This is a genomic window from Streptomyces sp. NPDC005863, assembly GCF_042871345.1.
Taxonomy (GTDB): Bacteria; Actinomycetota; Actinomycetes; order Streptomycetales; family Streptomycetaceae; genus Streptomyces.
In genome coordinates this window covers 272,827-295,910 of record NZ_JBIAII010000005.1, presented here as the reverse complement: position 1 = coordinate 295,910, position 23,084 = coordinate 272,827, and the positions used below count along the sequence as shown (strand labels likewise).

Genomic DNA, 23,084 nt, shown 5'->3' with positions numbered 1-23,084 from the left:
CCCTGGGCGGTGCTCCGGGTGCGGCCGGGACCCGGCGGATCATGGGCGGGTGACCCGCACTTGGTCCGCCGGGGCGGCGCGCGCCGGACGCGCCGGGCCGGTCAGGAACCGGACCGGCACAGTTCCCGGTCGATGAGCGCGGTCATGGCCTCCTCGGTGTCCTGGCCGCCGTTGCGGGTGACGTACACCACCGCGGTGCGGTCCCCGTCCGGGGTGGTGCCGGCCCAGGTGACGTAGCCGAGCAGTTCGCCCCGGTGGCCGAAGTAACTCCCGCCGCACGACAGCGGGATCTCGGCGATCCCGAGCCCGTACTCCGCGTTCAGCGCGGGCGCGTCCACGGTGGACTTCATCTCGTCGAGCTGTGCGGGCTCCAGGAGACGGCCGCCGAGCAGGGCGGCGTAGAAACGGTTCAGGTCGTGGGCGGTGCTGACGACCGAACCGGAGCCGACGGCCATGCTCGGATTCAGGACGGTGACATCGGTGCCGACGGTGTCGGTGCCGGTGCTGTCACCGGACCGGCCGTCGTCGAACGTGGCGTACGCGGCCGCGTGCCGCCCCGCGATGAACGGATAGGTGCGCGAGACGCCGGTGTCCCGCAGGCCCAGGGGGCGGATGATCCGCCGCTCCACCTCGTGTTCCCAGCTGTGGCCCGTGACCTTCTCGACGATCATCGCGGCGAGCACGTAGTTGGTGTTGGAGTACGCCCAGCCCGGCACCCCCGGCGCGGGGCGCGACTCCCGCAGCCCCATCTCCACCATCTGCCGGGGCCGGTACGTGCGGAAGCGCTCGGCCCGATAGCCTTCCGCGCTCTTCAGTGCGGGCGGCGGCGGAGGGTCGGTGATGCCGCTGGTGTGCCGCAGCAACTGCCGTACGGTGATCCGCTCGCCGTCCCAGCCGTTGCCCCGGACCACGCCCGGCAGCCACCGCTCCACGGTGTCGTCCAGCGACAGGCGCCCCTCGCCGACGAGACGCAGCACGACCGACGCCGTGAGCGTCTTCGTCGTACTGCCGATACGGAAGCGACCGTTCCGAGGCATCGCCCTCGGGCCACCCGCCTCGGCCGTTCCGGCGCGCGCCGTGTCGTGTCCGCCCGTCGAGGTCACGTCGGCGGCCACGCCGACGGCTCCGGTGCGGTGGATCGCCTCGACCTCCCGTTGCAGGGAATCGTCCGGTCCCGGTCCCGGTCCCGGCTCCGCGTTTGCGGTCGCCGCCGCCCCCGTCGACACGGCGAGCAGGGCACCGACCACCCCGACCAGCCCGGCCGGACGGACCGGCCCCCGTCTATTGCGTGACGCCACCAGCATGATGAGCTCCTCGGCACAGAGAGACGACGTTCGGCGACCACCTCACCAGCCCGACGGGAAACGGCCCATCCGGCTGCCCACAGCAGCGCCGGTGTGCTGGCCCTATGGCGGCTCCGGGGGTTGCCCCCCGAAACCCGCCAACCACCGCAGCCAAAACGGGCGCTAGCCGTTCGCCGACCGCCGCGGGGAACGTTCCGGGGGAATCCCTCGATCGGGGGAAGGTCGGCCGGGCGTAACGGTTCGGCGCGTTCGCCGCCGCTTACCTTCCGGACATGATGGTGCATTCCCGGGTGTCGGTCCCAAGGCCACCGACGGGCCAGGACCGGCCGCAGGTCATCGAACTGCGCCTGTCCGCCTTCGCCGGGCACCGCGCCACGGTGCTCCCGCTCGGCCCGCTGACCCTGCTCACCGGGCCGAGCGGAAGCGGCAAGTCCAGCGCCCTCGGGGCGTACGAGTCGCTGGCGCGGCTCTGCGCCGGGGAGGAGCTCGCCGAGGTCTTCGCCGACCCCGTCGCGTGCGTGCCCGAACGCGCCCGCGCCGACCGGCAGCGACGGCGCGGCTTCCGCATCGGCTGCACGGTCGACGGGCCCGCCGGGGCGATCCGCCTCGACCTCGCCGTCCAGGCCGAGCCCGAACTGCGCGTCGTGGGCGAGCGGCTGACCCGGGACGGCCTCGTCCTCCTGGAGACCGCGCTGCGCGACCCCGGCCGGCGCGTGGTCCAGGCGGCCTGGCACACCGCGGGCTCGGCGCCCGTGACGCGCGCGCCGCTGCCGGACGACCGGCTCGGCACGGCGCTCGTCCCGCTGCGGGTGGCCGGGAAGACCGAGGGGCAGCGGCTGGTGCTCGCGGCGGCGGAGCAGGTCGTGGTCGCGCTGCGCTCGGCGTTCGCCTGCGACCCGCGGCCCAGCCGGATGCGCGCGCCGGTCCCGGCGGGCCTGATCGGCGCGGGCCGGCTGCGGGGCGGCTGCGACAACCTCGCCGAAGTGCTGTGGCGTACGAGGTCGGAGTGCACGGTGCGGCACGGGATGCTCGTCTCGGCGGTACGGACCGGGTGCGCGGGGCCGGTCGCCGACGTGCGGGCCGAGGAGGTGGCGGACGGCGCGGTGCACGCCTTCATCGACCGGGGCGCCGGGGTGCGCACGCCGCTGGGGCGGCTCGGGGACGGCGAGTTGAGGTATCTGGCGCTGGCGCTCGTGCTGCTCACCGGGCCCGGCGTGCTCGCCGTCGACCCGGCGGCCGAGGTGCCGCAGGCCTACCAGACCCTCACGGTCCTCGCCGACGGTTTCGACCGGCGCCTGGACGCCCGACAGGCGCGCGCCCTCGGCGAACTGGCGGCGCGCACCTGCGAGCGCGGGCACATCCGCCTGGTGGGGGTGGTGGGGGACGCGTCCTGGGCCCCGCACGCCACGGGCGCCTCGGTGGTAGACCTGGAGCCGTGACGGAACGACTTGATGTGGCGGTGCTGCAGCGCAGGCTGGCCGAGTTCGCGGCGGCGCGCGACTGGGAGCAGTACCACACCCCGAAGAACCTGGCCGCGGCGCTCAGCGTCGAGGCGTCCGAACTCGTCGAGATCTTCCAGTGGTTGACACCGGAGGAGTCGGCGCGGGTGATGGCGGACCCGGACACGGCGCCCCGGGTGGCGGACGAGGTCGCCGACGTCCTCGCGTATCTGCTGCAGTTCTGCGAGGTCCTCGGCATCGACGTGCTGGCGGCGCTCGCGGCGAAGATCGAACGGAACGAACGCCGCTTCCCGGCGCCCGGGGGGCCCGGGGCGCCCTGAGCCGACCGCACGGAACCGGACGTACGGAATCGGCCGCGTGGCACCGGAGGCCCTGAGCGGCTGCCCGGAACCGGAAGCACGGCACTCGGAACCTCCGATTCCGATCATTTCGTCACTCTCCGGAGTGGATGGCTTGGCCATGCCGGGCTGGTTGTCCACAGATTTCCGGCTACCCCTGGCTTTTCGCCCGGATGAGTATCACTCTGGGTAGTGGACAGGGGAGTTCGGGCAATCGGGCGGCGCGTGCGCGCGGGATGGAGGGGGCCGGCATGGACGCGATGCGGCTCATCGAGGCGAACCGCCGCGCTCTGGCGCGCAGTCAGGAGCCCGCGGACATCGTCGTGGAGGTCTGGCAGTCGCAGGCTCTCGCGCAGGCGATCGGCGTCCGCCTCGCGGTCGCGGGACCACCGGAGTTACGGGGGGAGGCGCTGGGCCTGAGCGAGGTCGGCGGCAGATCCTGCGGGGTGCTCGACGCCCCGCGCCTCGGCACGGAGGAGATACGGGCGGCGCGGCTGACGGAGACCGGTGACGCGCAGCAGGTCCTGCTCGGGCTCGACCGGCTCCTGGGCGAGGTCGGCATCGCGCTCGTGGGCGTGGCCATGGGCGCCGAGGAGGAGGGGGTGTACTGGCAGTGCATGGAGGCGATCGACGCCGCCGACGAGTCGCGGGACCGGGTGTTGGAGATGCTGCGCAGACTAGCGGTGCGGGAGGAGAGCCTGCCCGGGGCGGACTCGAGGGCGGGGCCGTCATGAGGCGGCTTCGCGGTGGCCTCCCGCCGTGGGGCAGGGCCGCGCGGGTTCCCGGCGGATGAGGGTGGCAGGTTTCCGGCGGACGCCGGTGGCAGGTTCCCGAGGGGCGCCGGTGCCGTCAGAGGAGGCCGGGTCCGTCGCCGCCCGGCGGACGGGTGCCGCCGACGATCACCCGGCGGACGGGGTCACTGGAGCGGGCGCGGCTCCCGCCGCGTTGACGGATTTTCACCCGACCGGGGCGGTGCCGGATCGGCGGGACCGGCGGGGTTGACGGGCGTTCGAGCGTGCAGGATGGAGCCATGGATCTTCGAATCTTCACCGAGCCCCAGCAAGGGGCCACCTACGACACCCTGCTCACCGTCGCCAAAGCCACCGAGGACCTCGGTTTCGACGCCTTCTTCCGCTCGGACCACTACCTCCGCATGGGCACGGCCGACGGTCTGCCGGGGCCCACGGATGCCTGGATCACCCTGGCCGGTCTCGCCCGCGAGACGAAGCGGATCAGGCTCGGCACCCTGATGACGGCGGGCACGTTCCGGCTGCCGGGCGTCCTCGCGATCCAAGTGGCGCAGGTCGACCAGATGTCGGGCGGGCGGGTCGAACTGGGCCTGGGGGCAGGCTGGTTCGAGGACGAGCACCGGGCGTACGGCATTCCCTTCCCCAAGGAGAAGTTCGCCCGCCTGGAGGAGCAGCTGGAGATCGTCACCGGGCTGTGGTCGACGGAGATCGGCCGGACCTTCAGCCACGACGGGAAGCATTACCAGCTGACCGATTCCCCGGCGCTGCCCAAGCCCGCCCAGGCGAAGGTGCCGGTCCTGATCGGCGGCCACGGCGCGACCCGCACCCCGCGCCTCGCCGCGCAGTATGCCGACGAGTTCAACATCCCGTTCGCCTCGATCGAGGACAGCGAGCGGCAGTTCGGGCGGGTCCGCGCGGCCGCCGAGCAGGCCGGGCGCCGGGGCGACGACCTGGTGTACTCCAGCGCGCTGGTGGTCTGCGTGGGCAAGGACGACGCGGAGGTGGCCCGCCGTGCCGCGGCCATCGGCCGTGACGTGGACGACCTGAAGGCCAACGGCCTGGCGGGCTCGCCCGCCGAGGTCGTCGACAAGATCGGGCGGTACGAGGCGATCGGCGCGAGCCGCGTCTACCTCCAGTGCCTGGACCTGGCCGACCTGGACCACCTGGAGCTCATCTCCTCGCAGGTGCAGTCGCAGCTGTCCTAACCGCACGGTCGACGGCCGGCCGCCGGCCCGCGTGCGTGGCCGCCGGGCTCACCCCTCCGGTGCCCGGCGGCCACTTCTCCCTCGGCTACTGCCCGGTCGACCGGCCGAAGAACTCCAGCTCGGCGATGGCCACCTGGCGGTCCTTGCCCGTGCCGTAGGCGGAGCGCAGCACGAGCCGGGCGTTGACCGCGTCCCGTACGCGCACGTCGACCCGCTGCACGCCGCCGTCGTTGATCCGGCGGTGCATGGTGTGCACCTTGCCCGAGGAGTCGCTGACCACCAGGTCGAACTCCATGGGCCTGGCCTGCTCGGCGGCCTGGGCGCTGCGCGGCGAAGTGCCGGGCGTGATCAGCAGGTTGAGCAGGTCGGTGGGCTGGCCGAAGTCGGCCTGCACCCACTGGCCCGCCGAGTCGCCCGCGTAGCCGGTGCCCCACCAGGTGTTGGCGTAGCCGTCGAAGGCGAGCTTGGCCGCCTGCTTGGGGGCGGCGTGCGACGCGCTCCAGTCGTTGGGGTGGACCGGGACCCGCTTGGCGAAGTGGTCCTGGATCGCCCGCGCGGCAGGCGGCCCGCCGAAGATACCGCCGACGATCAGGCCCGCGACCACCACGACGCCCACGGCACGGGCGATCCAGCGGGTACGGTCCCGGTGCAGCCGAGGCCGCTGACCGGCGTACGGGCCCTCGGCGGCCGGGGCCATGGAGTCCCTGAGGGGGCTCGCGCAGCTGCGGCAGAAGTGCCGGCGGGGCGCGTTGGGCGTCCGGCAGCTCGGGCACGGCGGGCCGCTCTCCGGCTCGACCGGCACGGCGGCCTGCCGTACGCGGGGCCGGGCCGCCTCGGGCCTGCCGGGCAGCACGCCGCCCGGGGTCTCCGGCGCGACGGGCTCGGCGTCCGGCACCGGCACGAGCAGGGACCGTATCGCCGTGTCGGACGGCGACGGCGAGGAGGGGGCGGGAGACGGCGCGTTCGTGGTGGCGGCCGACGGCGGGGTGGCGGGCGGGTCCTGGGGGCCGCTCGACGGGAGCGGCACGGTGGTGTCCGTGGAGCCCGCCGGACCCGGCGAGCCGTGCCGCACCCGGGGATCGGCGGTCGGGGCAGGACCGTTGCCGCCACTGTTGTGGCTGCCGCCGCCGCCGTGGGGCTGGCCCGCGGGAGGTGTGGGGCGCGGGCCGGGGGCCGCGGCGTCGGGGGCGCTCGTAGGGCCGACCGGTGTGGCCGGGGTGTCCCAGCGCAGGAAGGCGCCGCACGAGTCGCAGAAGGACTGGCCGTGCTGGCGGGCCGGGGTGCCGCACTCGGGGCACGGGGGTGTGGTGGCGGGGGAGTTCGACATTCCGTCCATCTCGGGCTGCTCGGGCATTGCTAGGTCCCTTCGGGGGAAGGTGTGGCGGTCACCTCGGCCGTGAAGGGGAGGTGGGCGGGGCGGGCCGCGGCGACGACGGCGCGCAGGCGGTGCGGGTCGACCGTCGCCGGGTCGTGCACGCGCAGGGCCACGTGCAGTCCGGGGCGCGGGGTGCCGGGGAAGGCGCCCAGCGGCCGCGCGGACCAGGTAGCGCCGCCGCTCTCGGTGATCTCCGGGCGGATGCCGAAGGCGAGTTCGACGGCGGCGGCCAGACCGCGCCGGGTGCCGCGGACGCGGTGCAGGGCGACGGCGGAGGCCACGGCGTGGCGGCGCATCGCCGCGGGCTCCGTGCCGTCGAGCTCCGTACCGACCCAGTCCGTCAGCCAGCCGACGAAGTCCTCGGGCGCGAGGGAGGGCGTGAAGTACGCCTCCAGGCAGTCGAGGACCGTGAAGACCGGCGCGAGCACCACGTCCAGGCCCGAGACGAAGCGCAGTATGAAGTCGTCGTCGGCGAAGACGCCGGGCAGCTGCTCCGCGAGCGGATGGGCCGAACCGAGCGTCGCCAACGACCCGCGGCGCGAGCCCGACGAGGACTGCGCCGGCGAGCCCGGCTTGCGCAGGCCCACCTTCTCGGCGCGCCCCCGGTCGGTGAGCGCGTCCGGGGCGTGCCCCTCGGTACCGGCGGTCATCGTGCCTCGATGACGCGGACGCGGTGGTCGAAGGAGAAGAGCAGCGCGGACGGCGCGAGTTCGATGCGGTCGGTGGCGTCGCCTCGGCGGCCGGTGAGCGGGTCGGCGGGGTGCAGGAGGACCTCGTCGACCAGCTCCACGCCGGGCACCCGCTGCAGCGCGGCGAAGATCTCGCCGGCCCGCAGCGGACGGCCGAACGGCCAGCCCTCGCCGTGCGCCCCGCCGGTCAGCGGGTCGAGGTAGGCGTACAGCGCGTCGAGCGCCTCGGCGCGCACCCGCTCGGCCTGCGCGGCGCGGAAGGAGTGCAGCGTGGCGACGACCGTGACGCCCTGGTAGTAGGGCGGCCCGACCGACAGGCGGGTGCCAAGGGGGCGGCGCTCGTCGAGGAAGTCGGTGACGCGCGAGAGGAGTTCCTGCCCCGGCACCAGCTGCTCGAAGCGGAGCCGGCCGCCCCGGTCCGCCACGGCCTGGGGGACGACGAGGACACGGACCGCGTTCTCGCCGACCTCCGCGGACTCCGCGGCCAGACAGTGGATCCGGGCCGTCTCGGGGGCCGCCCTGCGGGCCAGCTCCTCGTAGTCGCGTGCGGTCACCGCCCGTTCCTGCGCGCGCAGTGCGATGGGCGCGCGGACCTTGGCCTCCTGCACGGTCTCGCCGTCCACACCGCCGCGCGCCGCTTCCCGGTTCTCCACCCGGGCGACGTACGGGATGGAGCTGCGAAGCACCTGGATCGCGCCCCGGGCCACATTGCCCGCGCGGCCGCCACCGGTGCGGTAACGGGTCGCGCGGATCGCCGACCCCTTGGCCGGCACCGCGCCGAACTGCCGCAGCGTGCCGTCCGGTTCGCGCACCGCGGGCCCGAAGGCGATCTCCCCGGTCGTCGCGTCGAGCGTGACGTGCGGGTCGTAGGGGCCGGACGCGGCGAAGTGCTCCACGACCTGCCACGCGTGCCAGCCCGAGTCCTCGCCGTCGGAGACCTCAAGGACCAGCGGCGGCCGGTCGGCGACGACCGGCGCCTGGGCGAGCCGGACGCGCTGTCCCGGCACGCCCGTGGAGTCGCCGAGCATCTCGTCGCGCACCACGTCCGCGTGGGCGACGGCGGTCGTGCCGCCGATGGTGAACGCGGCCGCGGAGCGCACGGTCGGCGACGCGCTGTAGAACGGCTGGCCCTTGACGGCCTCGACGACCCGGCAGCGCACCCAGCCCGCGTCCTGCCGGCCGATGCGGGAGACGATGTGCCCCGCCGGGATGTGCAGGACGACCTCGCCGGGACGGTTGAGGCCACCGGTGGAGTCGGAGTCCACCTCGCACTCGGTCCAGCCCTCCGCGGTCCACGCCTCCCACACCAGCGGCGGCTGGCGCGGGTCGACGCCGACGCCGTCCACCCGGCTGTCCAGCTGCAGGACGGCCGCGCAGTGCGGCACCGCGGCGCTGAGCCCGAAGAGCAGGGTGTCGCCGGGGCGCGGCGAGGTCGCGAAGACCGCCACGTCCCGGCCGCCGAACACGTCCTGCCCGCAGTCCTGCGGGGTGCCGCCCTCCTCCTGGCGCAGCACGGCGTCCAGTTCGCAGGGGACGACGGTCAGGTCGCCCTCCGTCGCGAAGGCCACCGCCTCCTCGGTCTCGGTGCGGCTGGTCGCCACCTCCGTCCCCGCGGGCAGCACCACCGGCTCGGGCTGCGGCGCCGACAGCCAGAAGGTGACGTCGGCGCGGGCCGCGGAGGGCGGGAAGAGGGTGACGCCGAGCAGATCGAGGAAGGCCAAATGGTTCTTCTCCGGCACACGGTTGAGGCGGTAGACGATCTGGTCGGCCATGTGCGCGACCGCCTCGACGAGGGTGACACCCGGGTCGGAGACGTTGTGATCGGTCCACTCCGGGCAGCGCTGCTGGATGTAGCGCTTGGCGTCGTCGACGAACTGCTGGAAGCGCCGGTCGTCGAGGTGAGGGGCGGGCAGGGCCATCGGACTTCAGACTCCGCTCTCTGATTCCGTGGACGGGATCACATAGAAGGGGAAGACGAGACTGCGCGGATTGTTGGTGCCGCGCACGCTGTAGCTCACGTCGATGAACAGGACGGACGGATCGTCCGGCGCCGGGCTGACCTCGACGTCGAGGACGTCGATGCGCGGCTCCCAGCGGTCGAGCGAGGACCGCACCTCGTACCGGATCCGGCCCGCCGTCGCCTCGTTGACCGGCGCGAACACCATGTCGTGGACGGCGCAGCCGAATTCGGGCCGCATCGGCCGCTCGCCCGGCGCGGTGGCGAGCACGAGCCGGATCGACTCCTCGATCTCGCGCTCGCGCCGGGCCAGCGCGATGCCGCCGCCCGCGTCCGTGCGCAGCGGGAACGTCCAGCCCGCGCCGACGAACTGCTCACTCATGTCCGGTGACCCCCTTGAGGCACATGTCGTTCCACTCCCTCAAGTCCGTTAGAACGGGATGCCGTTGCGCAGCACGGCCGGGGCCGTCAGCGCGACCGTGGCCGGCGAGGTGATGGCGGCCGCGGCGCCCGCGTTGACGGCGACGGCGCCGGCCGCGGTGACGGAGACGGCGCCGACCGCGTTGACGGCGACCGCACCGGCCGACTTGAGGCTGACGGCGCCGGTCGCGTTGATGTCGGCGACGCCGCCCGCGGCGACCCCGAACTTGGCGCCGGCCTTGATGTCGACCGCGCCGCCCGCGCTCATCGTCAGCGAACCGCCCGCGGTCAGCGACAGGTTGCCGCCCGCCCGGATGCTGACGTTGCGTGTCCCGGAGATGGACACCGAGCCGTCGCTGCGGATCGTGACGCTGGTGCGTGTCTCGTCCATGTGGACGGTGAGCCTGCCGTTGCCGGTCTGCAGCCGGATCCCGCTCTTCATCCGGGACTTGGCGTCGACGAGCTCCATGGTGTGGCCGCTGCGCGAGGAGATGGAGCGCCAGTTGACCCGGCCGCTCGTCGGGTCGATCGGCTGCAGCCCGTCGGTGTTGGGCGTCGGCTTGTCGCGGCCGTTGTACAGCCCGGCCAGGACGTACGGGTGCTCCAGCGAGCCCCGGTCGAAGGCGACGAGCACCTCGTCGCCCACCTCCGGCAGCATCAGACCGCCACCGCGTACGCCGCCCATCTGGGCGATCCGGCACCAGTCGCTCTCGTAGGTGTCCGAGAGCCACGGGAAGCGCAGCTTGACCCGGTTCATCTTGAGCGGGTCCTTGGCGTTGCTGACCAGCGCCATGGCGACGCCCGGCATCGGCGGCGCGGCGTCCGCGCCGCCGGAGGCGAGGCCGTACAGCGAACGGAACTGCCGCCCCGACACGGTCAGCCAGGTCATGAACTGCCGCCCGGACTCGAAGAGATGGCGCACCCCGGTCGCCGTGTACTTCCCCTCGAAGGGGAACCCGGCGCCCTTCAGCGCCACCGGCTGCCCCGGCCGCAGATCGGGGTTGCCGGTGACCGCGACCTCGATCTCCGCGAAGGACCCCGCCACGTCGTCGGCCAGCGCCTTCGCCGCGTGCGTCACCTGGGCCTGCGTGGTGTACGGCGTGCGGGTCTCCGTCAGCTCGGCCTTGCCGAACGGCGTGGAGAGCTGCCCGGGGGTGATGTCGGCGACGATGTCCTTGCTGGTGACGGCCGGCGACTGGGCGGACAGGGCGCGCTTGGCCCGCATGTCCCAGCCGCGCACCCCGGCCTTGGCGACCTGCCCCGCGGCGGTCACCGCGACCCGGCTGTGCAGCGCGTTGTGCCCGAACTCGAGGACGTACGGGCTCTGCGCGGCCGGCGTGGAGTCGGACGGGGCGCCCGCGGCGGGCTTGAGCTTGCCGAAGCAGAGCTTGCCCTTCTCGTCGAACGACAGATGGGTGTCGTTCTCCTGGGCGAGCCGGGAGAGGAAGTCCCAGTCGGTGATGCCGGGTTGGGTGGCCAGTTCGTAGACCGTCGGCGTCGACTCGATCTTGCCGAGCTTGAGGCTGTTCAGGGAGGCGACGCGGCGCACGATGTCGGAGGCCGTCATGTTCTTGTAGCCCTGCACACGGCGGTTGCGCAGCAGCCGGTGGCCGGGGTCGTAGCCGCGGACGACCAGCGACTTGCCGCCGCCGTCGGCGTCCACCTCCAGGGCGGTCACCTCGCCGGTGAGCATGGGCTTGCCGCGCACGCCGTCGGTGAACGGCGAGAGCACCGCCTTCGCGCCCACCTTGATCTGCGGGAACTTCTCCAGGATGTCCCCGCCGGTGTCGGCGAAGGTCAGCTGGAAGGCGGACGGCACGTTCACGCTGGAGTCCACCCAGCCCTCGACGAGCAGCATGGCGAGCTTGTCGGGCAGGACGGACCCGCCGATCTCGGCGTGCAGGACGCTCGTGTACGTCTTCTCGGTCATGCGGACTCCACGTGCGCGGTGGCGGGGGCGGGGTGCGCCTCGTCGGCGGCGGGCAGCAGCAGTTCGGTGCCGGGTCTCAGCCGCATCGGGTCGTCGATCTCGTTGGCCTCGGCGATCAGCCGCCAGCGGGTCGCGTCGCCGTACTCCTGCCAGGCCAGCGACGCCAGCGAGTCACCGGCGACGGTGCGGTGCACGCGGCGGGCGGAGAGCGCGCCGGACGTCGGGTTCTGCCCCTTGGTGGGCATCGCCACCTCGGTCAGCGACAGCGAGCAGGTGGCGCGGATCGGCTCGCCGGTCGGGTTGAAGAGGGTGTACGTGGCGCTGACGTTGGTCACGTACGCGACGAACTGCACGGTGTTGAACGACCCCCAGGAGAACCGCACCCAGGGCGGCGAGGGCCGCTTGGAGGTGAGGCTCTGCGGCGTCACCTCGCAGCAGGAGAGCAGCAGCTCCACCTGCTTCTGCACCTTCCCCGAGTTCGGGGTGCCCGAGGAGTCGAGGAAGACCTCCAACTGCAGGGTCGCGGGGGCGGCGCCGGTGAACTTGGGCGGCGCGCCGCGCGTGTAGGCGACGGCGTGCTGCGTGCGCCACTCGGCCGAGCGGCCCAGCTGCAGCTGCGTCGGGTTGAACTGGAACTCCACCTCGCCGATCCGCCCGCCCATGGACCCGCCGAGGTCGGTGGGCGGCTGGTGGATGGCGAGCGCGGCACGCACCAGGCTGGCGCCGGCGCGGCCGCCGGTCGGCGCGGCCATCTCAGGCACCTCCCGCGTCGGTGAAGCCGTGGTGCGCGATCTCCAGCGTCTCCGTCGCCACGGCCGGACTGTCCGGACTCAGGCTCGGCCCCTGCCAGCGCACCGGCAGCACCTCGACGAGCCCCCACTGCGCGACGATGGAACCGTCCGCGCGCAGGGCCGCGATCTGCGCGGTGGGCCGCGTGATCCCGGTCGCGATGGACGAGATCCAGGACGCCACGCGCGAGGTGTCCTTGGTCAGCGGCCGGGTGAGCCGGATGGTGGAGAAGGTGACGCGGGTGGGCAGCTGCCAGACGAATCCGTTGTTGCCGCCCTCCTGCCGCTGCTCGACCTCCACCTCGGAGGCCAGGCCCTCGCAGCCGTTGAACAGGCCGAGGTCCTGGCCGTCGATGGTGAGCTTGAAGAAGACGGTCGAGCCTGGGTCCAGGGGCGAGGGCATGGGATGACTTCCTGGGTTCTTGGGCGGTGGCGGTGGCGGTGGCGGTGGATGCGGTCGGGGACGGGGTCGGGGTCGGTGCCGGGTCAGCGGCCGTGGTCGCGGATCCGCCCGATCCGCTCACGGTCGCTGCGGAGCTCCGCGCGGAGCAGCCGCGACAGCGGGGCCAGCAGCCGCCGGGCCAGGTCGTCGAGGTCGGCGGGGGTCGCCTCCGGGGCGGCCACCGAGTCGGCGGGGGCCTGCGCGGCGGGGGCCTGCGCGGCCGGGGCGGAGGTCTTGGCGGCGCTGCTCGGCGCGGTCCCCGATCCGCCGCCGGTACGGGCGACGGTGACGGGCTTCTGCGGCGCGGGCGGGGGCGCGGGCGCCGGGGGTGCGGGGGCGGCTGCCGCGGCGCGTTGGACGGGGGCGGTCGGGGCGGTACGGCGTACGGGTACGGGAGTCGGCGTAGCGGCCTGCGCGCGGCGGGCCGCCGGGCCGGACGGCTGCGCGAGCGGTACGACGACGGGAGCGGCCGACGCGGATGCGGGGGGCGCGGGCTGCTGGAGGGGTACGGGTACGGATACGGGGGCGGGCGTCGGGGTGGCCGCCGAGGGGCGCCGCCCGGCGGGGGCGGGGGCGGTGGCGGACGCGGGCGCCGGTGAGCCCGTCGCCGGGCCGGGGACGGAGAGTCCCCGGGAGGGGGCGAGGGGGCGCGGGTGCGTGGCTCCGGGGGCGGCGGGACGGTAACTGCCGGGGGTGATACGGCGGTTGACCGGGACGACGGGGAGCGGGTGCGGGTGGGGGTGCGGGTGCTGCTGCCTCTGCGGCTCGGGGGCGGGGACCGGGGCGGGTGTGGGGGCCTCGACGGGCTCGGGGGCGGGGGGTGCCACGGGGGTGGGCGTGGGCGTGGGGGTGGGCGTGCCGCCGGGGGCCTTCTGTACGGGGGTGATGGGCGCGCCGATCGGGGTCCGGCGCGGGCGGCCCTGCGGCGCCGGGACGGGCGGGACCGCGGGGGCGAGCGGGTTCATGGCCCGGCTCGCGGGCGGGTTCACCGGCTGGCTCATTGGCTGGCCGAGGCCCGGGCGGGGGGCGCCCGCCGAGGCGGCGCCGTTGTCCTGCGCGCGCCGGACCCGTCGTACGTGAGGCCGTCGCTGTACGGGCTGAACGGGGGAATTCGCCCGTACAGCGACGGAGTCGGGGGCCGCGGGGGCGGGGGGAGTCCCCGGGCCGGCGGGGGAAGCCGACCCGGGGACGTCGGTGGGCCGGCCACCGCTCGTGGCGGCGTCGGGCGCGGCGGTGGTGCTGGGATTGGGCGTGGGCGTGGCGTCGGGTGCGGGGGTGGTACGGGGGGTCGTCCCGACGGGGAAGAGTTTCCGCTGCGGCACGACGGCCGGGACCGCCGACACGAGCGGGGACCGGGCCGTCCGCGCCCGCTGCACCACGGGCACGGTGGGCTCCGCCCCGGTGACGGGCGGCTGAACCTCCGTGCCGGTGAGCGGAGTTGAGGCTCCGGTCAAAGGCGCGGTCGCGGAGGCGTTCGTACGGTTGCCGGGGGCGGCGGACGCCGCGGAGTCGCCGCCAGGTGCGGGGCCGGCCGACGGGGCGTCGGATCGCGACTCTCCGGAACGCCGGGGGGCGGGGCCGGTCGGCGTGCCGGTGGCCGGGGAGGTGGCGGCGCGCTGAACTGCGGGGCCTGCCGGTGCGGCACCTGCGGCCGGGGTGCCGGGCCGCGAGGCGTCGGGCTTCCGAGTCGGGGGGCCCGAGGGGGTGACCCCGGCTGTTGCGGTACTGGGCGCGGGGTCACCGGTGGGCCGAGCCGTGGTGGCGGCGCGTTCGGCTGCGGAACTCAGCGGGGCGGTGCCGGCCGACGGGACGTCGGATCGCGACTCTCCGGTACGCCGGGTGGCGGGGGCGGTGGGTGCGCTGCCGTTGGTCGGAGAGGGGGTGGCGGCGCGCTGAATTGCGGAGCCTGTCGGCGCCGCTTCAGCGGCCGAGGTGTCGGGCTTCCGAGTCGTGGGGCCGGAGGCCGAGCCCGGGGCGTGTCGCACCGTGGGGCCCGAGGGGGCGGTCCCGGCCGCTGCGGTGCCGGGCGCGGGGTCGGCGGGGTCACCGGAGTCACCGGTGGGCCGAGCCGTGGTGGCGGCGCGTTCGGCTGCGGAACTCAGCGGGGCGGTGCCGGCCGACGGGGCGTCGGATCGCGACTCTCCGGTACGCCGGGTGGCGGGGGCGGTGGGTGTGCTGCCGCTGGTCGGAGAGGTGGAGGTGGTGGCGGCGCGTTGAACTGCGGGGCCTGGCGGCGTGGCACCAGCGGTCGAGGCACCGGTCCGTGAGTCGCCGGACGACGAGTTACTGGGGGGTGTGGCGGCGGCCCGCCGACCCGCGGGGCCCGAAGGGGCGGCACCTGCGGCTGAGGCGCCGGGCCGTGAGTCTCCGGACGACGAGTTACTGGGGGGTGTGGCGACGGCCCGCCGACCCGCGGGGCCCGAAGGCGCGGCACCTGCGGCTGAGGTGCCGGGCCGTGAGTCTGTGGAGCGTCGAGCCGTGGAGCCCGACGGGGTGGCGCCGGCCGCGGAGTCGCCGGACGGTACGGCGGCGCGCTGCACCGCGGGGCCTGACGGCGCGGCACCTGCGGTCGAGCCACCGGGCGGTGTGGCGGCGGCGCGCCGAACCGCGGGACCCGAAGGGGCCGAACCAGCGGCCGAGGTGCCGGGCCCCGGAGTCGTGGGGCCGGAGGGCGAACCGGGGGCGTGTCGCACCGTAGGGACCGTCGGGGCGGTCCCGGCCGCTGCGGTGCCGGGCGCGGAGTCGGCGGGGTCTCCGGAGTCACCGGTGGGCCGAGCCGTGGTGGCGGCGCGTTCGGCCGCGGAACTCAGCGGGGCCGTACCCGGCGACGGGGCGCCGGAGGGCGCGTCACCGGCACGCTGTGCCGCCGAGCCGGACGGCGACGCACCGGTCGGCGGAGTCGACGAACCCCCGGCACGTTGCGCCGCGGAGCCCGAAGAAGCCGTGCCGGGAGCGGAAGGTGAACCTCCGGACGGCGAGGCCACGGCACGCTGCACCGCGGGGCCCGACGGCGACGTACCAGACGTACCGGACGTGCCAGTCGAGGCGGACCCTGACGAGGCGGACCCGGACGACGAGGCCGCGGACGGCGACGTACCGGCGGACGGCTTGCCCGCCGGCGCAGGGCGCACCCCGGACGCCGAACGCGACGACGTACGGGAAGGTCCCGCAGCCGTCGACCGGGAGGCCGGCGTCGACGGAGCCGACGGGAAGAACGCGGGTGCAACCCCCGCCTCCGCCCCCGGCTCCTCGGGCCCCGCCCCGTCCGTCCGCCCCCGCACGGGCAACCGCAGCGACGGCAGGTCGAGGTTGCCCGGGTTGCCGGCCACCGGGGTGAGGACGTCACGCAGCAGGCCCCCGGGCGCAGAGGAACGCACCGCGTGGCCCAACTCGCCCCCGAAGGACGGGTTCTGGTGCGTCGCGAGCATCGCGCCGAAGCCCTGCTCGGCGACCGTCCGAGGCGCCGCGAGCACACGCTGGACCGGCGGCATGCCGACCCACCCGTCGCCACGGGAAGCGCCACCAGAACCGGTACCGGCACCGACGATCGCCGAATCCGCGCCCGGAGCCGCCCCCGGACCCGCCGCATCCGGCACCACCGGCACCGCCGACACCGCCGGCCCGTCGCCCCGCGACCCCCGCCGCCACCTGAACAAGCCCATCACTTACCTCGACTCACCGACCGACTGCCCACCTCACCGACCTGTCACTGCCTCGCCTCCGCCTGTTCCACCAACGTGGCGGTCCGGGCCACGTACGCGCGCCGGTCCGCGTGTTCGAGGTCGAGGATGTCGTTCATGCCCCAGTGGAAGTGGTAGGCGAGGTACGCGACTTCCTCCTCGATGCGGTCGGCCGCGTACGTCACGATTCCCCCAGGCGGCTCCCGGCCAGCTCGACCTCGAAGGACTCCGAGCAGTGCGGGCAGGCCACCGCCGCGCGGGTGTGGCCCTCCGCGTTGATCTGCCGGTAGAAGTCCTGCAGGAAGGCCAGGTCGGAGGCGAACATGTTCTCCACCGTGCCGTCGTGGACGGAGCCGAGTGTGCCGAGCCGGGTGATGACCCGGCCGAGCAGCACGACGGACAGATACGCCGGGTTCTCGCGCACCCGCACGTCCCGCAGCGGGACGAGCTCGTCGCGCGCCGTCGCCAGCCGCATCGCGCCGTTGCGGTGCACGGTGCCGGACTCGTCGACGAAACCGCGGGGGAGCTCGAACTCGAACTCCGTGCGCAGCGGTTCGCGGGTGTCCGGCACGGCGCCGGGAACCGCTCCCGCCCCTGCCCCCGGCGCCGCCGGGCCTTCGCGCCGCATTATTCGATGACCAGCTCTTCGAAGACGATGGTGACCTGCTCGGTCAGGGCGGCGGCGTCGCCGGCCTTGACCCCGCTGGTCTCCACCTTGCTGCACCAGGCGTTGCGCAGGTTGTACCGCTTCACCGGGTTGTTCTGGTAGTCCATCATCATGATCGTGGCGTTCTTGCGCGCCGAACCCATGTCGCCCGCGATGGACTTGTTGATCCACTCGCTGAAGACCGGGCTCTGCGTCATGCCGCGGGTGACGGTGCACTCGCCGGCCTTCTTCACGCCGGGCATCTTCTTGACGACGGGCTTGCCGTCCGCCGAGACCTGCTGGTACTCGATGACGTCCTGCTCCATCGAGAGGCCGCTGACCTCCTGCAGGTACTCGACCATGACGCCGTCGATCTGCAGGCCGAAATTGTGGGTGGTGAGGGCGTCACCGGGCTGAAGGGACAAGGAAATTCACTCCTGAAACGGTTCTTGCGGGTGGCTGAAGGGGACGGTTCGTGCGGGCGTGCCTACTCCTCCAGCTCGCCGCCCCCGCCGGAGAACTGCGCGAGCCGGAAGACCACGAACTCGGCGGGCTTGACCGGCGCGATGCCGATCTCGCAGACGACCCGGCCGAGGTCGACCGACTCCGGAGGGTTGGTCTCGTCGTCACACTTCACGTAGAACGCGTCCTCGGGGCGCTGGCCGAACAGGGCGCCCGAGCGCCACTCGTTGACCAGGAACGCGGAGACGTTGCGCCGGATGCGGGCCCACAGCGCGTGGTCGTTCGGCTCGAAGACCACCCACTGGGTGCCGATCAGGATCGACTCCTCGAGGTAGTTGAAGTAGCGGCGCACGTTCAGGTAGCGCCAGGCCGGGTCGGACGCCATGGTGCGCGCGCCCCACACCCGGATGCCGCGCCCGGGGAAGGCACGGATGCAGTTCACGCCGACCGGGTTGAGCAGGTCCTGCTCACCGCGGGTGATCTGCAGGTCCAGGTCCACGGCGCCGCGCACGATCTCGTTGGCCGGGGCCTTGTGCACGCCGCGCTCGGCGTCGTTGCGCGCCCAGACACCGGCCATGTGACCGGACGGCGGCACGACCACCGACTGCCCGGAGGCCGGGTCGAAGGACTTGATCCACGGGTAGTACAGGGCGGCGTAGCGCGAGTCGTAGCCGGCCAGCTCCTGACGCCACTGCCGGACCTGGCGGGCGTTCAGCGCCGGCGGCGGGTCGATGATGGCCATCCGGTCGCCCATCAGCTCGCAGTGCGAGATGAGACCGAGCTGGACCGCCTTGACCTGCTCCTCGTCGATCAGACCCTGCTGGTAGGCGCCCATCAGGTCGGGCACCGCGACCATGTTGACCTCGTCGAGGGCCTCCAGGCCGCCGAAGCCGGTGCGGTCCGCGGAGTCGCCGATGAACTGGGCGGTCTCCACGCGGGACACGGCGCCGTTCGACGCGGGCACGGCCGGGGCCGCGGGGGCCGGCGGCGCGAGGGACACCGTCTGCGCCTCGGGCTTGGCGAGCTGCGCGGAGGCCGTGGCCTCCTCCAGGACGATGGTCTTGGAACGCTGCTTGACCTGGGTGACGACGTAGTTGCGCGCGGTCTTCTTCGCGCTGACGTCGAAGCTCTCGACGACCTTCTCGCCGTCCTTGACGATCAGCTTGAAGCGGTCTGCCGCGCCCTCGCCCTCGCCGTCCTGCACCTCGACGGTGAGCGCGCCGCCGTCGGTGCTGCCCGAGGTGATCGCCGACACCGTGAAGGTGCCGAGCGCGGCGGGCGCGCCGGCGGTGAGCTCCTTGGGGGACCGGTCCTGCGCGGGAGCGGCCTGCTGCTGCGGCTCGTCGCCGTCGGTGCCGCCGACGCGCACGACGTACGCCGCGGAACCGCCGTTGTTGAAGAAGCCGTACACGGAGTGCGCCAGGTAGTACCCGTCCGTGAACTCGCCGAACGCGGCCACGTACTGCGACCAGTTGGTCACCAGCGTCGGCTCGTTGAGCGGTCCCCGCGGCGCGAGACCGACGAAGGCCGCCACGGAGGTGCCGACCCCTTCGATGGGGCGCGAACCGCTGGCGACTTCCTCGATGTAGACGCCGGGGGACAGGTAGTTGGGCATGCTGCTGTGCTCCAAGGTTCGAGGGCGAGCGGGACCGGCGCACAGCCGGCACGGGTTCGTACCGTGTCGACGATGTCCCACGCGCGCACCGGTGCGTAGAGACGGACGGACGTCAACGAGGGCAGATGCCACTGCCCGTTCAGACGCCCGTGAACACCTTCCGGCCAGAATCCGCCCGCCGGAACCTGGATGTGGCGCGGCGGACCGCCGCCCGTTGCCCTTCCGGTCACCGGAGTCGGGCACGGTGCGGGGGCGTGGCGCGGGGTGCGGGCCCGTCGGCGGCCGGATGTGGCCGCTCGGTGGCGCATATGCCCCGCACCGCGTGTCCGTGGCGTCAACACCTGGTCAACATGGCCGTACGGGAACCACACGATGCGGGACGACGTCTGTGGCTGACGTAACGTTTGGTGCGGATGGCCATCCGTGGCCAGTACGAACGGGCACGTCGAAGTGCGTCACGGGGCAAGGAGCGCGGGCTGACGATGCGGGGCGACGCGGAGCACGCGGGCGGCGGTCCTGGCCGCGACGGCAACAGCGGAACCGACCCGGACGACCTGGGCGGATCGCTCTGGTTCCAGGTCCTCGGGCCGGTGCGCGCCTGGCGGGACGGACAGCCCCTCACGCTCGGCCCGCCGCAGCAGCGCGCCACCCTGGCGGCCCTGCTGCTGCGCGACGGACACCCGGTGTCTGCGGCCGAACTGGTCGACGCGCTGTGGGGCGAGGACCCGCCGCTGCGCGCGGTCGGCACGCTGCGCACGTACGTCTCCCGGCTGCGCGCCCTCCTCGAACCGGACCGGCGCGCCCGCAGGCCCGCCCGGCTCCTGGTGTCGTCGGGCGACGGCTACGCCCTGCGGGTGCCGCGCGCCTGTCTCGACGCGTGCGAGCTGGAGGACCGGGTGGCCGCGGCGCGCGCCCTGCGCGCCGCCGACGAACACGCGCAGGCCCACGCCGAGTTGACCGCCGCGCTCGCCCTGTCGGACGGCGCCCCGCTGGCCGGCCTGCCGGGCCCGTACGCACGGCGCCAGCGGGACCGGCTCACCGAACTGTCCGTGGCCGCCCAGGAGGAGTACTTCGGCTGCGCGCTCGAACTGGGCCGGCACGGCGAGACGACCGCGCCGCTCAGCGTCTTCGCGGCCGAGCACCCGCTGCGCGAGCGCGCCCAGGCGCTGCTGATGCTCGCCCTGCACCGGGGCGGCCGGCGCGCCGACGCGCTCGCCGTGTACGAGGCCACGCGCCGCAGGCTCGCCGCCGAGCTGGGCGTCGACCCGGGCAGGGAACTCACCGCCCTGTACGAGGGGTTGCTGAAGGGTGCCCCGCTCCCGGAGGCCGGCGCCCCGCGCCCCGGCCTCCGCGCCGCACCGCACGCCCTGTCGCCGCCCCGCACCGGCGAGCAGCGCGGGCGGATATCCGGGCCGCGCCGGACCGGACGCGGCCCCGACCCCCAGGAGACGTCCGCCTCCTCGCGGGGCGCCGCCTCCCGTACGTACGGGCACCTGGCGGTGGCGCGGCAGGGCGAGGCTCCGACGGGCGGCGACACCCCGACGGGCGGCGCCACCAGTGCCGGCGCCGCTTCCCCGGCCCGCCCGGCCCCGGACCGTACGGCCGCCACCGCCCCGGACCGCCCCCTGGACCTCCCCCTCGACCTCCGCCGCCTCCACCCCCTGCGCACCCCGGCCCCCGCGCCCCTCACCCCCGCCCAACTCCTGCCCGACGTACCCGACTTCACCGGGCGTGAGGCGGAGGCGCGGCTGCTGACGGAGACGTTGCGCGCCGCCGCGTCCGGCAGCGCGATGGCCGTCGCCACCCTCACCGGCCTCGGCGGCGTCGGCAAGACCGCGCTCGCCGTACACGTGGCGCACGCCTTGCGGAGCGAATTCCCCGACGGGCAGTTGTACGTGGATCTGCGCGGCGCGGATCCGGCGCCCGGCGTGGACAGCGGCAGGGCGCTCACCGGGTTCCTGCGCGCCCTCGGTGTACCCGAGAGCGCCGTGCCGGACGGCCTCGACCAGCAGACCGCGCTGTACCGCTCGCTGCTCGCCGGGCGCCGCGTGCTCGTACTCCTCGACAACGCCCGCGACACCGCGCAGGTACGGCCGCTGCTGCCCGGCACACCGGGCTGCGCGGTCCTGGTGACCAGCCGCTCGCGGACCATCACGCTGCCCGGCGCGCGCCTGCTCGACGTCGAGACGATGGACGAGGCGCAGGGGCTCGGCCTGCTCTCCGCCATGGCCGGCGCCGACCGGGTGGCCGCCGAACCGGCCGCCGCCCGCGAACTGGTCGCCACCTGTGGCGGACTGCCGCTGGCCGTCCGGATCGCCGCCGCCCGCCTCGCCGCCAGGCCGGGCCGCTCCGTCGCCGACCTCGCCGCCCGGCTGCGCGACGAGCACCGCAGGCTGGACGAGCTGCGGGTGGACGACCTGAACGTCGAGGCGAGCTTCCGGCTCGGGTACGAGGCGCTGGAACCGGGCCTCGCCCGCGCCTTCCGGATGGTCTCGCTCTGCTACATGCCGTCCTTCTGCCGGGGCGCCGCGGGCGCGCTGCTCGACGTGAGCGACGAGGAGGCGGAGACCGCGGTGGAGCGCCTCGTCGACGCGGGGCTCATGGAACTGCACGGCGAGGACCGCTACCGCTTCCACGACCTCGTACGGCTCTTCGCGCGCCGTCAGTGCGAGCGTCGCGAGAGCGCCCGGGAGCGCGCCGCCGCCCGGCTCCGCTTCCTCGACTACGTGCTGGCCACCGTCATCACCGCGATCCGCCGCACCAAGCCGCACAGTGTGTTGCCACAGCTCCTGCACACCCCGGCCTCCGCCGGCAAACCGCTGCCGGACGAGGCCACCGCGCACGACTGGCTGGTCGTCGCGCACTCCCGGCTGTGCGCCGCCGCGGAGAACGCGCTGCGGCACGTGCCGGACGCGGTGGACGCCGAGGCCGGGGCCCCGGACGCCGGGATCGCAGACGCCGGAATCACAGGCGCCGCGGCGCCGGGCGGGCCGCCCGGTCTGCGTCCCACCGTCGACCTGCTCACCGCGTGGTCCCACCTGGTGGCGGGCACCGCCCGCCACCGCGACCTCGAACCCCTCGCCGAACTCGCCCTGCGGACCGCGCGCGCCCACGGCGACGACCGGTCGGCGGCCCGCGCCCTGCGCCTGCTCGGCGCCCCGCACTACGGCACCGAGACCTACGGCCGCGCCGAGCGCGCGCTGCGCGAGAGCCTGCGCCTCGCCGCGTCCGCCGGCGACCCGCTGGTCGGCGCGGAGGGCAGCCACGAGCTGGGCATCGTCCTGATCAGCATGGGCCGCCACGAGGAGGCGCTCGACCAACTGCGCCTGGCGTACGCGCGGTTCGGCGCGCTCGGCGGCCACGGCGACCGGATCCGCATCCTGTCCCACATGGCGCGGGCGTACATCGGCCTCGGCCGGCGGGCCGAGGCGGACACCGCCGTCGTCGCGGCCGAGCGCCAGGCGCGCGGGTCGGACTCCACGTCCACGCTCGCGCACGTCCTCTACCAGTCGGGCTGCACCCTGCTGCGGGACGGCCGCGCGGGCGCGGCGGCGGAGCGGCTGCGCGAGGCACAGCGGCTGCACGGCAGCGCGCACAACCCGCGCTGGGAGGCGCTGTGCTGGGCCCGCCTCGCCTCCTGCGAACTGGAGCAGGGCAGACCCGTCGAGGCCATGGAGTGCGCGGACACGGCGCTCGCGGTGGAGGCCGAGCTGGGCGACGCGTTCTGCCACGCGCTGGCGATGGCCGCGCGCGGCCGTGCGCTGCTCGCCCTCGGCGACATCGACCGGGCCCGGGCCGCGCTGCGCATCGCCCACCGCGGCATGGACCGCCGCGGTGCCCTGGAGGCCGCCGAGATCGCCGGATTCCTGTCCGGCGGGCCACCCTGCCCCGACGCCCCGAGCCCCGCCCTGTCGGCCCACGGCTGAACCCCGCACGGGCGGGCCCGCGGTGTGCGCGGGGGCCGCGATGTCCCCTTCGTGCGTCCTTGAACCCGCCCCGCACACACCGCCGTTGCGTGGAGTGA

At 74.7% G+C, this 23,084-nt stretch carries 18 protein-coding genes; 5 read left to right on the top strand and 13 right to left on the bottom strand.

Annotated elements, in window-relative coordinates:
- Positions 1 to 101 precede the first annotated feature (101 nt).
- Entirely contained in the window at positions 102 to 1,304 is a 1,203-nt protein-coding gene (locus tag ACFYO9_RS20370) for a serine hydrolase domain-containing protein (RefSeq protein WP_358779134.1), read from the bottom strand.
- A gap of 272 nt (positions 1,305 to 1,576) precedes the next feature.
- Here ACFYO9_RS20370 and ACFYO9_RS20365 point away from each other — a divergent pair, with 272 nt between their 5' ends.
- The 4 genes from ACFYO9_RS20365 to ACFYO9_RS20350 all read left to right on the top strand — a co-directional run bounded on the left by ACFYO9_RS20365 (position 1,577) and on the right by ACFYO9_RS20350 (position 5,056).
- Positions 1,577 to 2,743, top strand: coding sequence for an ATP-binding protein (locus tag ACFYO9_RS20365; RefSeq protein WP_358779135.1), 1,167 nt, complete (start codon positions 1,577 to 1,579; stop codon positions 2,741 to 2,743).
- Complete coding sequence (locus tag ACFYO9_RS20360; protein ID WP_355804719.1) at positions 2,740 to 3,084, top strand: nucleotide pyrophosphohydrolase; 345 nt, start codon at positions 2,740 to 2,742, stop codon at positions 3,082 to 3,084. The genes ACFYO9_RS20365 and ACFYO9_RS20360 overlap by 4 nt, the downstream gene beginning before the upstream one ends.
- A gap of 269 nt (positions 3,085 to 3,353) precedes the next feature.
- A complete protein-coding gene (locus ACFYO9_RS20355; protein WP_358779136.1) occupies positions 3,354 to 3,836 on the top strand; it encodes a DUF6099 family protein in 483 nt (160 codons plus the stop codon).
- A 296-nt stretch (positions 3,837 to 4,132) separates the two neighbouring features.
- A complete protein-coding gene (locus ACFYO9_RS20350; RefSeq protein WP_355804725.1) occupies positions 4,133 to 5,056 on the top strand; it encodes an LLM class F420-dependent oxidoreductase in 924 nt (307 codons plus the stop codon).
- Positions 5,057 to 5,141: 85 nt separating this feature from the next.
- Here ACFYO9_RS20350 and ACFYO9_RS20345 read toward each other — a convergent pair whose 3' ends face one another.
- From ACFYO9_RS20345 to ACFYO9_RS20290, 12 genes are all read right to left on the bottom strand, one after another.
- A complete protein-coding gene (locus tag ACFYO9_RS20345) occupies positions 5,142 to 6,410 on the bottom strand; it encodes an NADase-type glycan-binding domain-containing protein (RefSeq protein ID WP_358779137.1) in 1,269 nt (422 codons plus the stop codon).
- A 2-nt stretch (positions 6,411 to 6,412) separates the two neighbouring features.
- Positions 6,413 to 7,081, bottom strand: a complete 669-nt coding sequence (locus ACFYO9_RS20340) for a phage tail protein (protein ID WP_358779138.1) — start codon at positions 7,079 to 7,081, stop codon at positions 6,413 to 6,415.
- Positions 7,078 to 9,039, bottom strand: a complete 1,962-nt coding sequence (locus ACFYO9_RS20335; RefSeq protein ID WP_355804736.1) for a putative baseplate assembly protein — start codon at positions 9,037 to 9,039, stop codon at positions 7,078 to 7,080. The genes ACFYO9_RS20340 and ACFYO9_RS20335 overlap by 4 nt, the downstream gene beginning before the upstream one ends.
- Before the next feature lie 6 nt (positions 9,040 to 9,045).
- Positions 9,046 to 9,459 carry a GPW/gp25 family protein gene (locus ACFYO9_RS20330; protein WP_355804739.1) on the bottom strand — a complete coding sequence of 138 codons (414 nt, stop codon included), beginning with the start codon at positions 9,457 to 9,459 and terminating at the stop codon, positions 9,046 to 9,048.
- Between the two features lie 48 nt (positions 9,460 to 9,507).
- On the bottom strand, positions 9,508 to 11,427 hold the full coding sequence (locus ACFYO9_RS20325) for a VgrG-related protein (protein WP_355804742.1): 1,920 nt from the start codon (positions 11,425 to 11,427) through the stop codon (positions 9,508 to 9,510).
- The gene (locus tag ACFYO9_RS20320; RefSeq protein WP_358706047.1) at positions 11,424 to 12,179 is read right to left on the bottom strand and encodes a LysM peptidoglycan-binding domain-containing protein; all 756 of its coding nucleotides are present in this window, start codon (positions 12,177 to 12,179) and stop codon (positions 11,424 to 11,426) included. Before ACFYO9_RS20320 ends, ACFYO9_RS20325 begins: the two co-directional genes overlap by 4 nt.
- A 1-nt stretch (position 12,180) precedes the next feature.
- Positions 12,181 to 12,618 carry a phage tail protein gene (locus tag ACFYO9_RS20315; RefSeq protein ID WP_355804748.1) on the bottom strand — a complete coding sequence of 146 codons (438 nt, stop codon included), beginning with the start codon at positions 12,616 to 12,618 and terminating at the stop codon, positions 12,181 to 12,183.
- Between the two features lie 83 nt (positions 12,619 to 12,701).
- Positions 12,702 to 13,646 (bottom strand): hypothetical protein, encoded by a 945-nt coding sequence (locus tag ACFYO9_RS20310; RefSeq protein WP_358779139.1) that lies wholly within the window; start codon positions 13,644 to 13,646, stop codon positions 12,702 to 12,704.
- Between the two features lie 2,717 nt (positions 13,647 to 16,363).
- On the bottom strand, positions 16,364 to 16,522 hold the full coding sequence (locus tag ACFYO9_RS20305; RefSeq protein ID WP_355804756.1) for a DUF6760 family protein: 159 nt from the start codon (positions 16,520 to 16,522) through the stop codon (positions 16,364 to 16,366).
- Complete coding sequence (locus ACFYO9_RS20300) at positions 16,519 to 16,965, bottom strand: hypothetical protein (protein WP_355804759.1); 447 nt, start codon at positions 16,963 to 16,965, stop codon at positions 16,519 to 16,521. The genes ACFYO9_RS20305 and ACFYO9_RS20300 overlap by 4 nt, the downstream gene beginning before the upstream one ends.
- Positions 16,965 to 17,408, bottom strand: a complete 444-nt coding sequence (locus tag ACFYO9_RS20295; RefSeq protein ID WP_125515614.1) for a phage tail protein — start codon at positions 17,406 to 17,408, stop codon at positions 16,965 to 16,967. The genes ACFYO9_RS20300 and ACFYO9_RS20295 overlap by 1 nt, the downstream gene beginning before the upstream one ends.
- A gap of 62 nt (positions 17,409 to 17,470) precedes the next feature.
- Positions 17,471 to 19,060: a phage tail sheath subtilisin-like domain-containing protein gene (locus tag ACFYO9_RS20290; RefSeq protein ID WP_355804763.1), complete on the bottom strand. Its 1,590-nt coding sequence runs from the start codon at positions 19,058 to 19,060 to the stop codon at positions 17,471 to 17,473.
- Between the two features lie 482 nt (positions 19,061 to 19,542).
- On the opposite strand from ACFYO9_RS20290, the gene ACFYO9_RS20285 reads away from it, so the two are divergent.
- Positions 19,543 to 22,986 (top strand): BTAD domain-containing putative transcriptional regulator, encoded by a 3,444-nt coding sequence (locus ACFYO9_RS20285; RefSeq protein WP_358779140.1) that lies wholly within the window; start codon positions 19,543 to 19,545, stop codon positions 22,984 to 22,986.
- Positions 22,987 to 23,084: the final 98 nt, after the last annotated feature.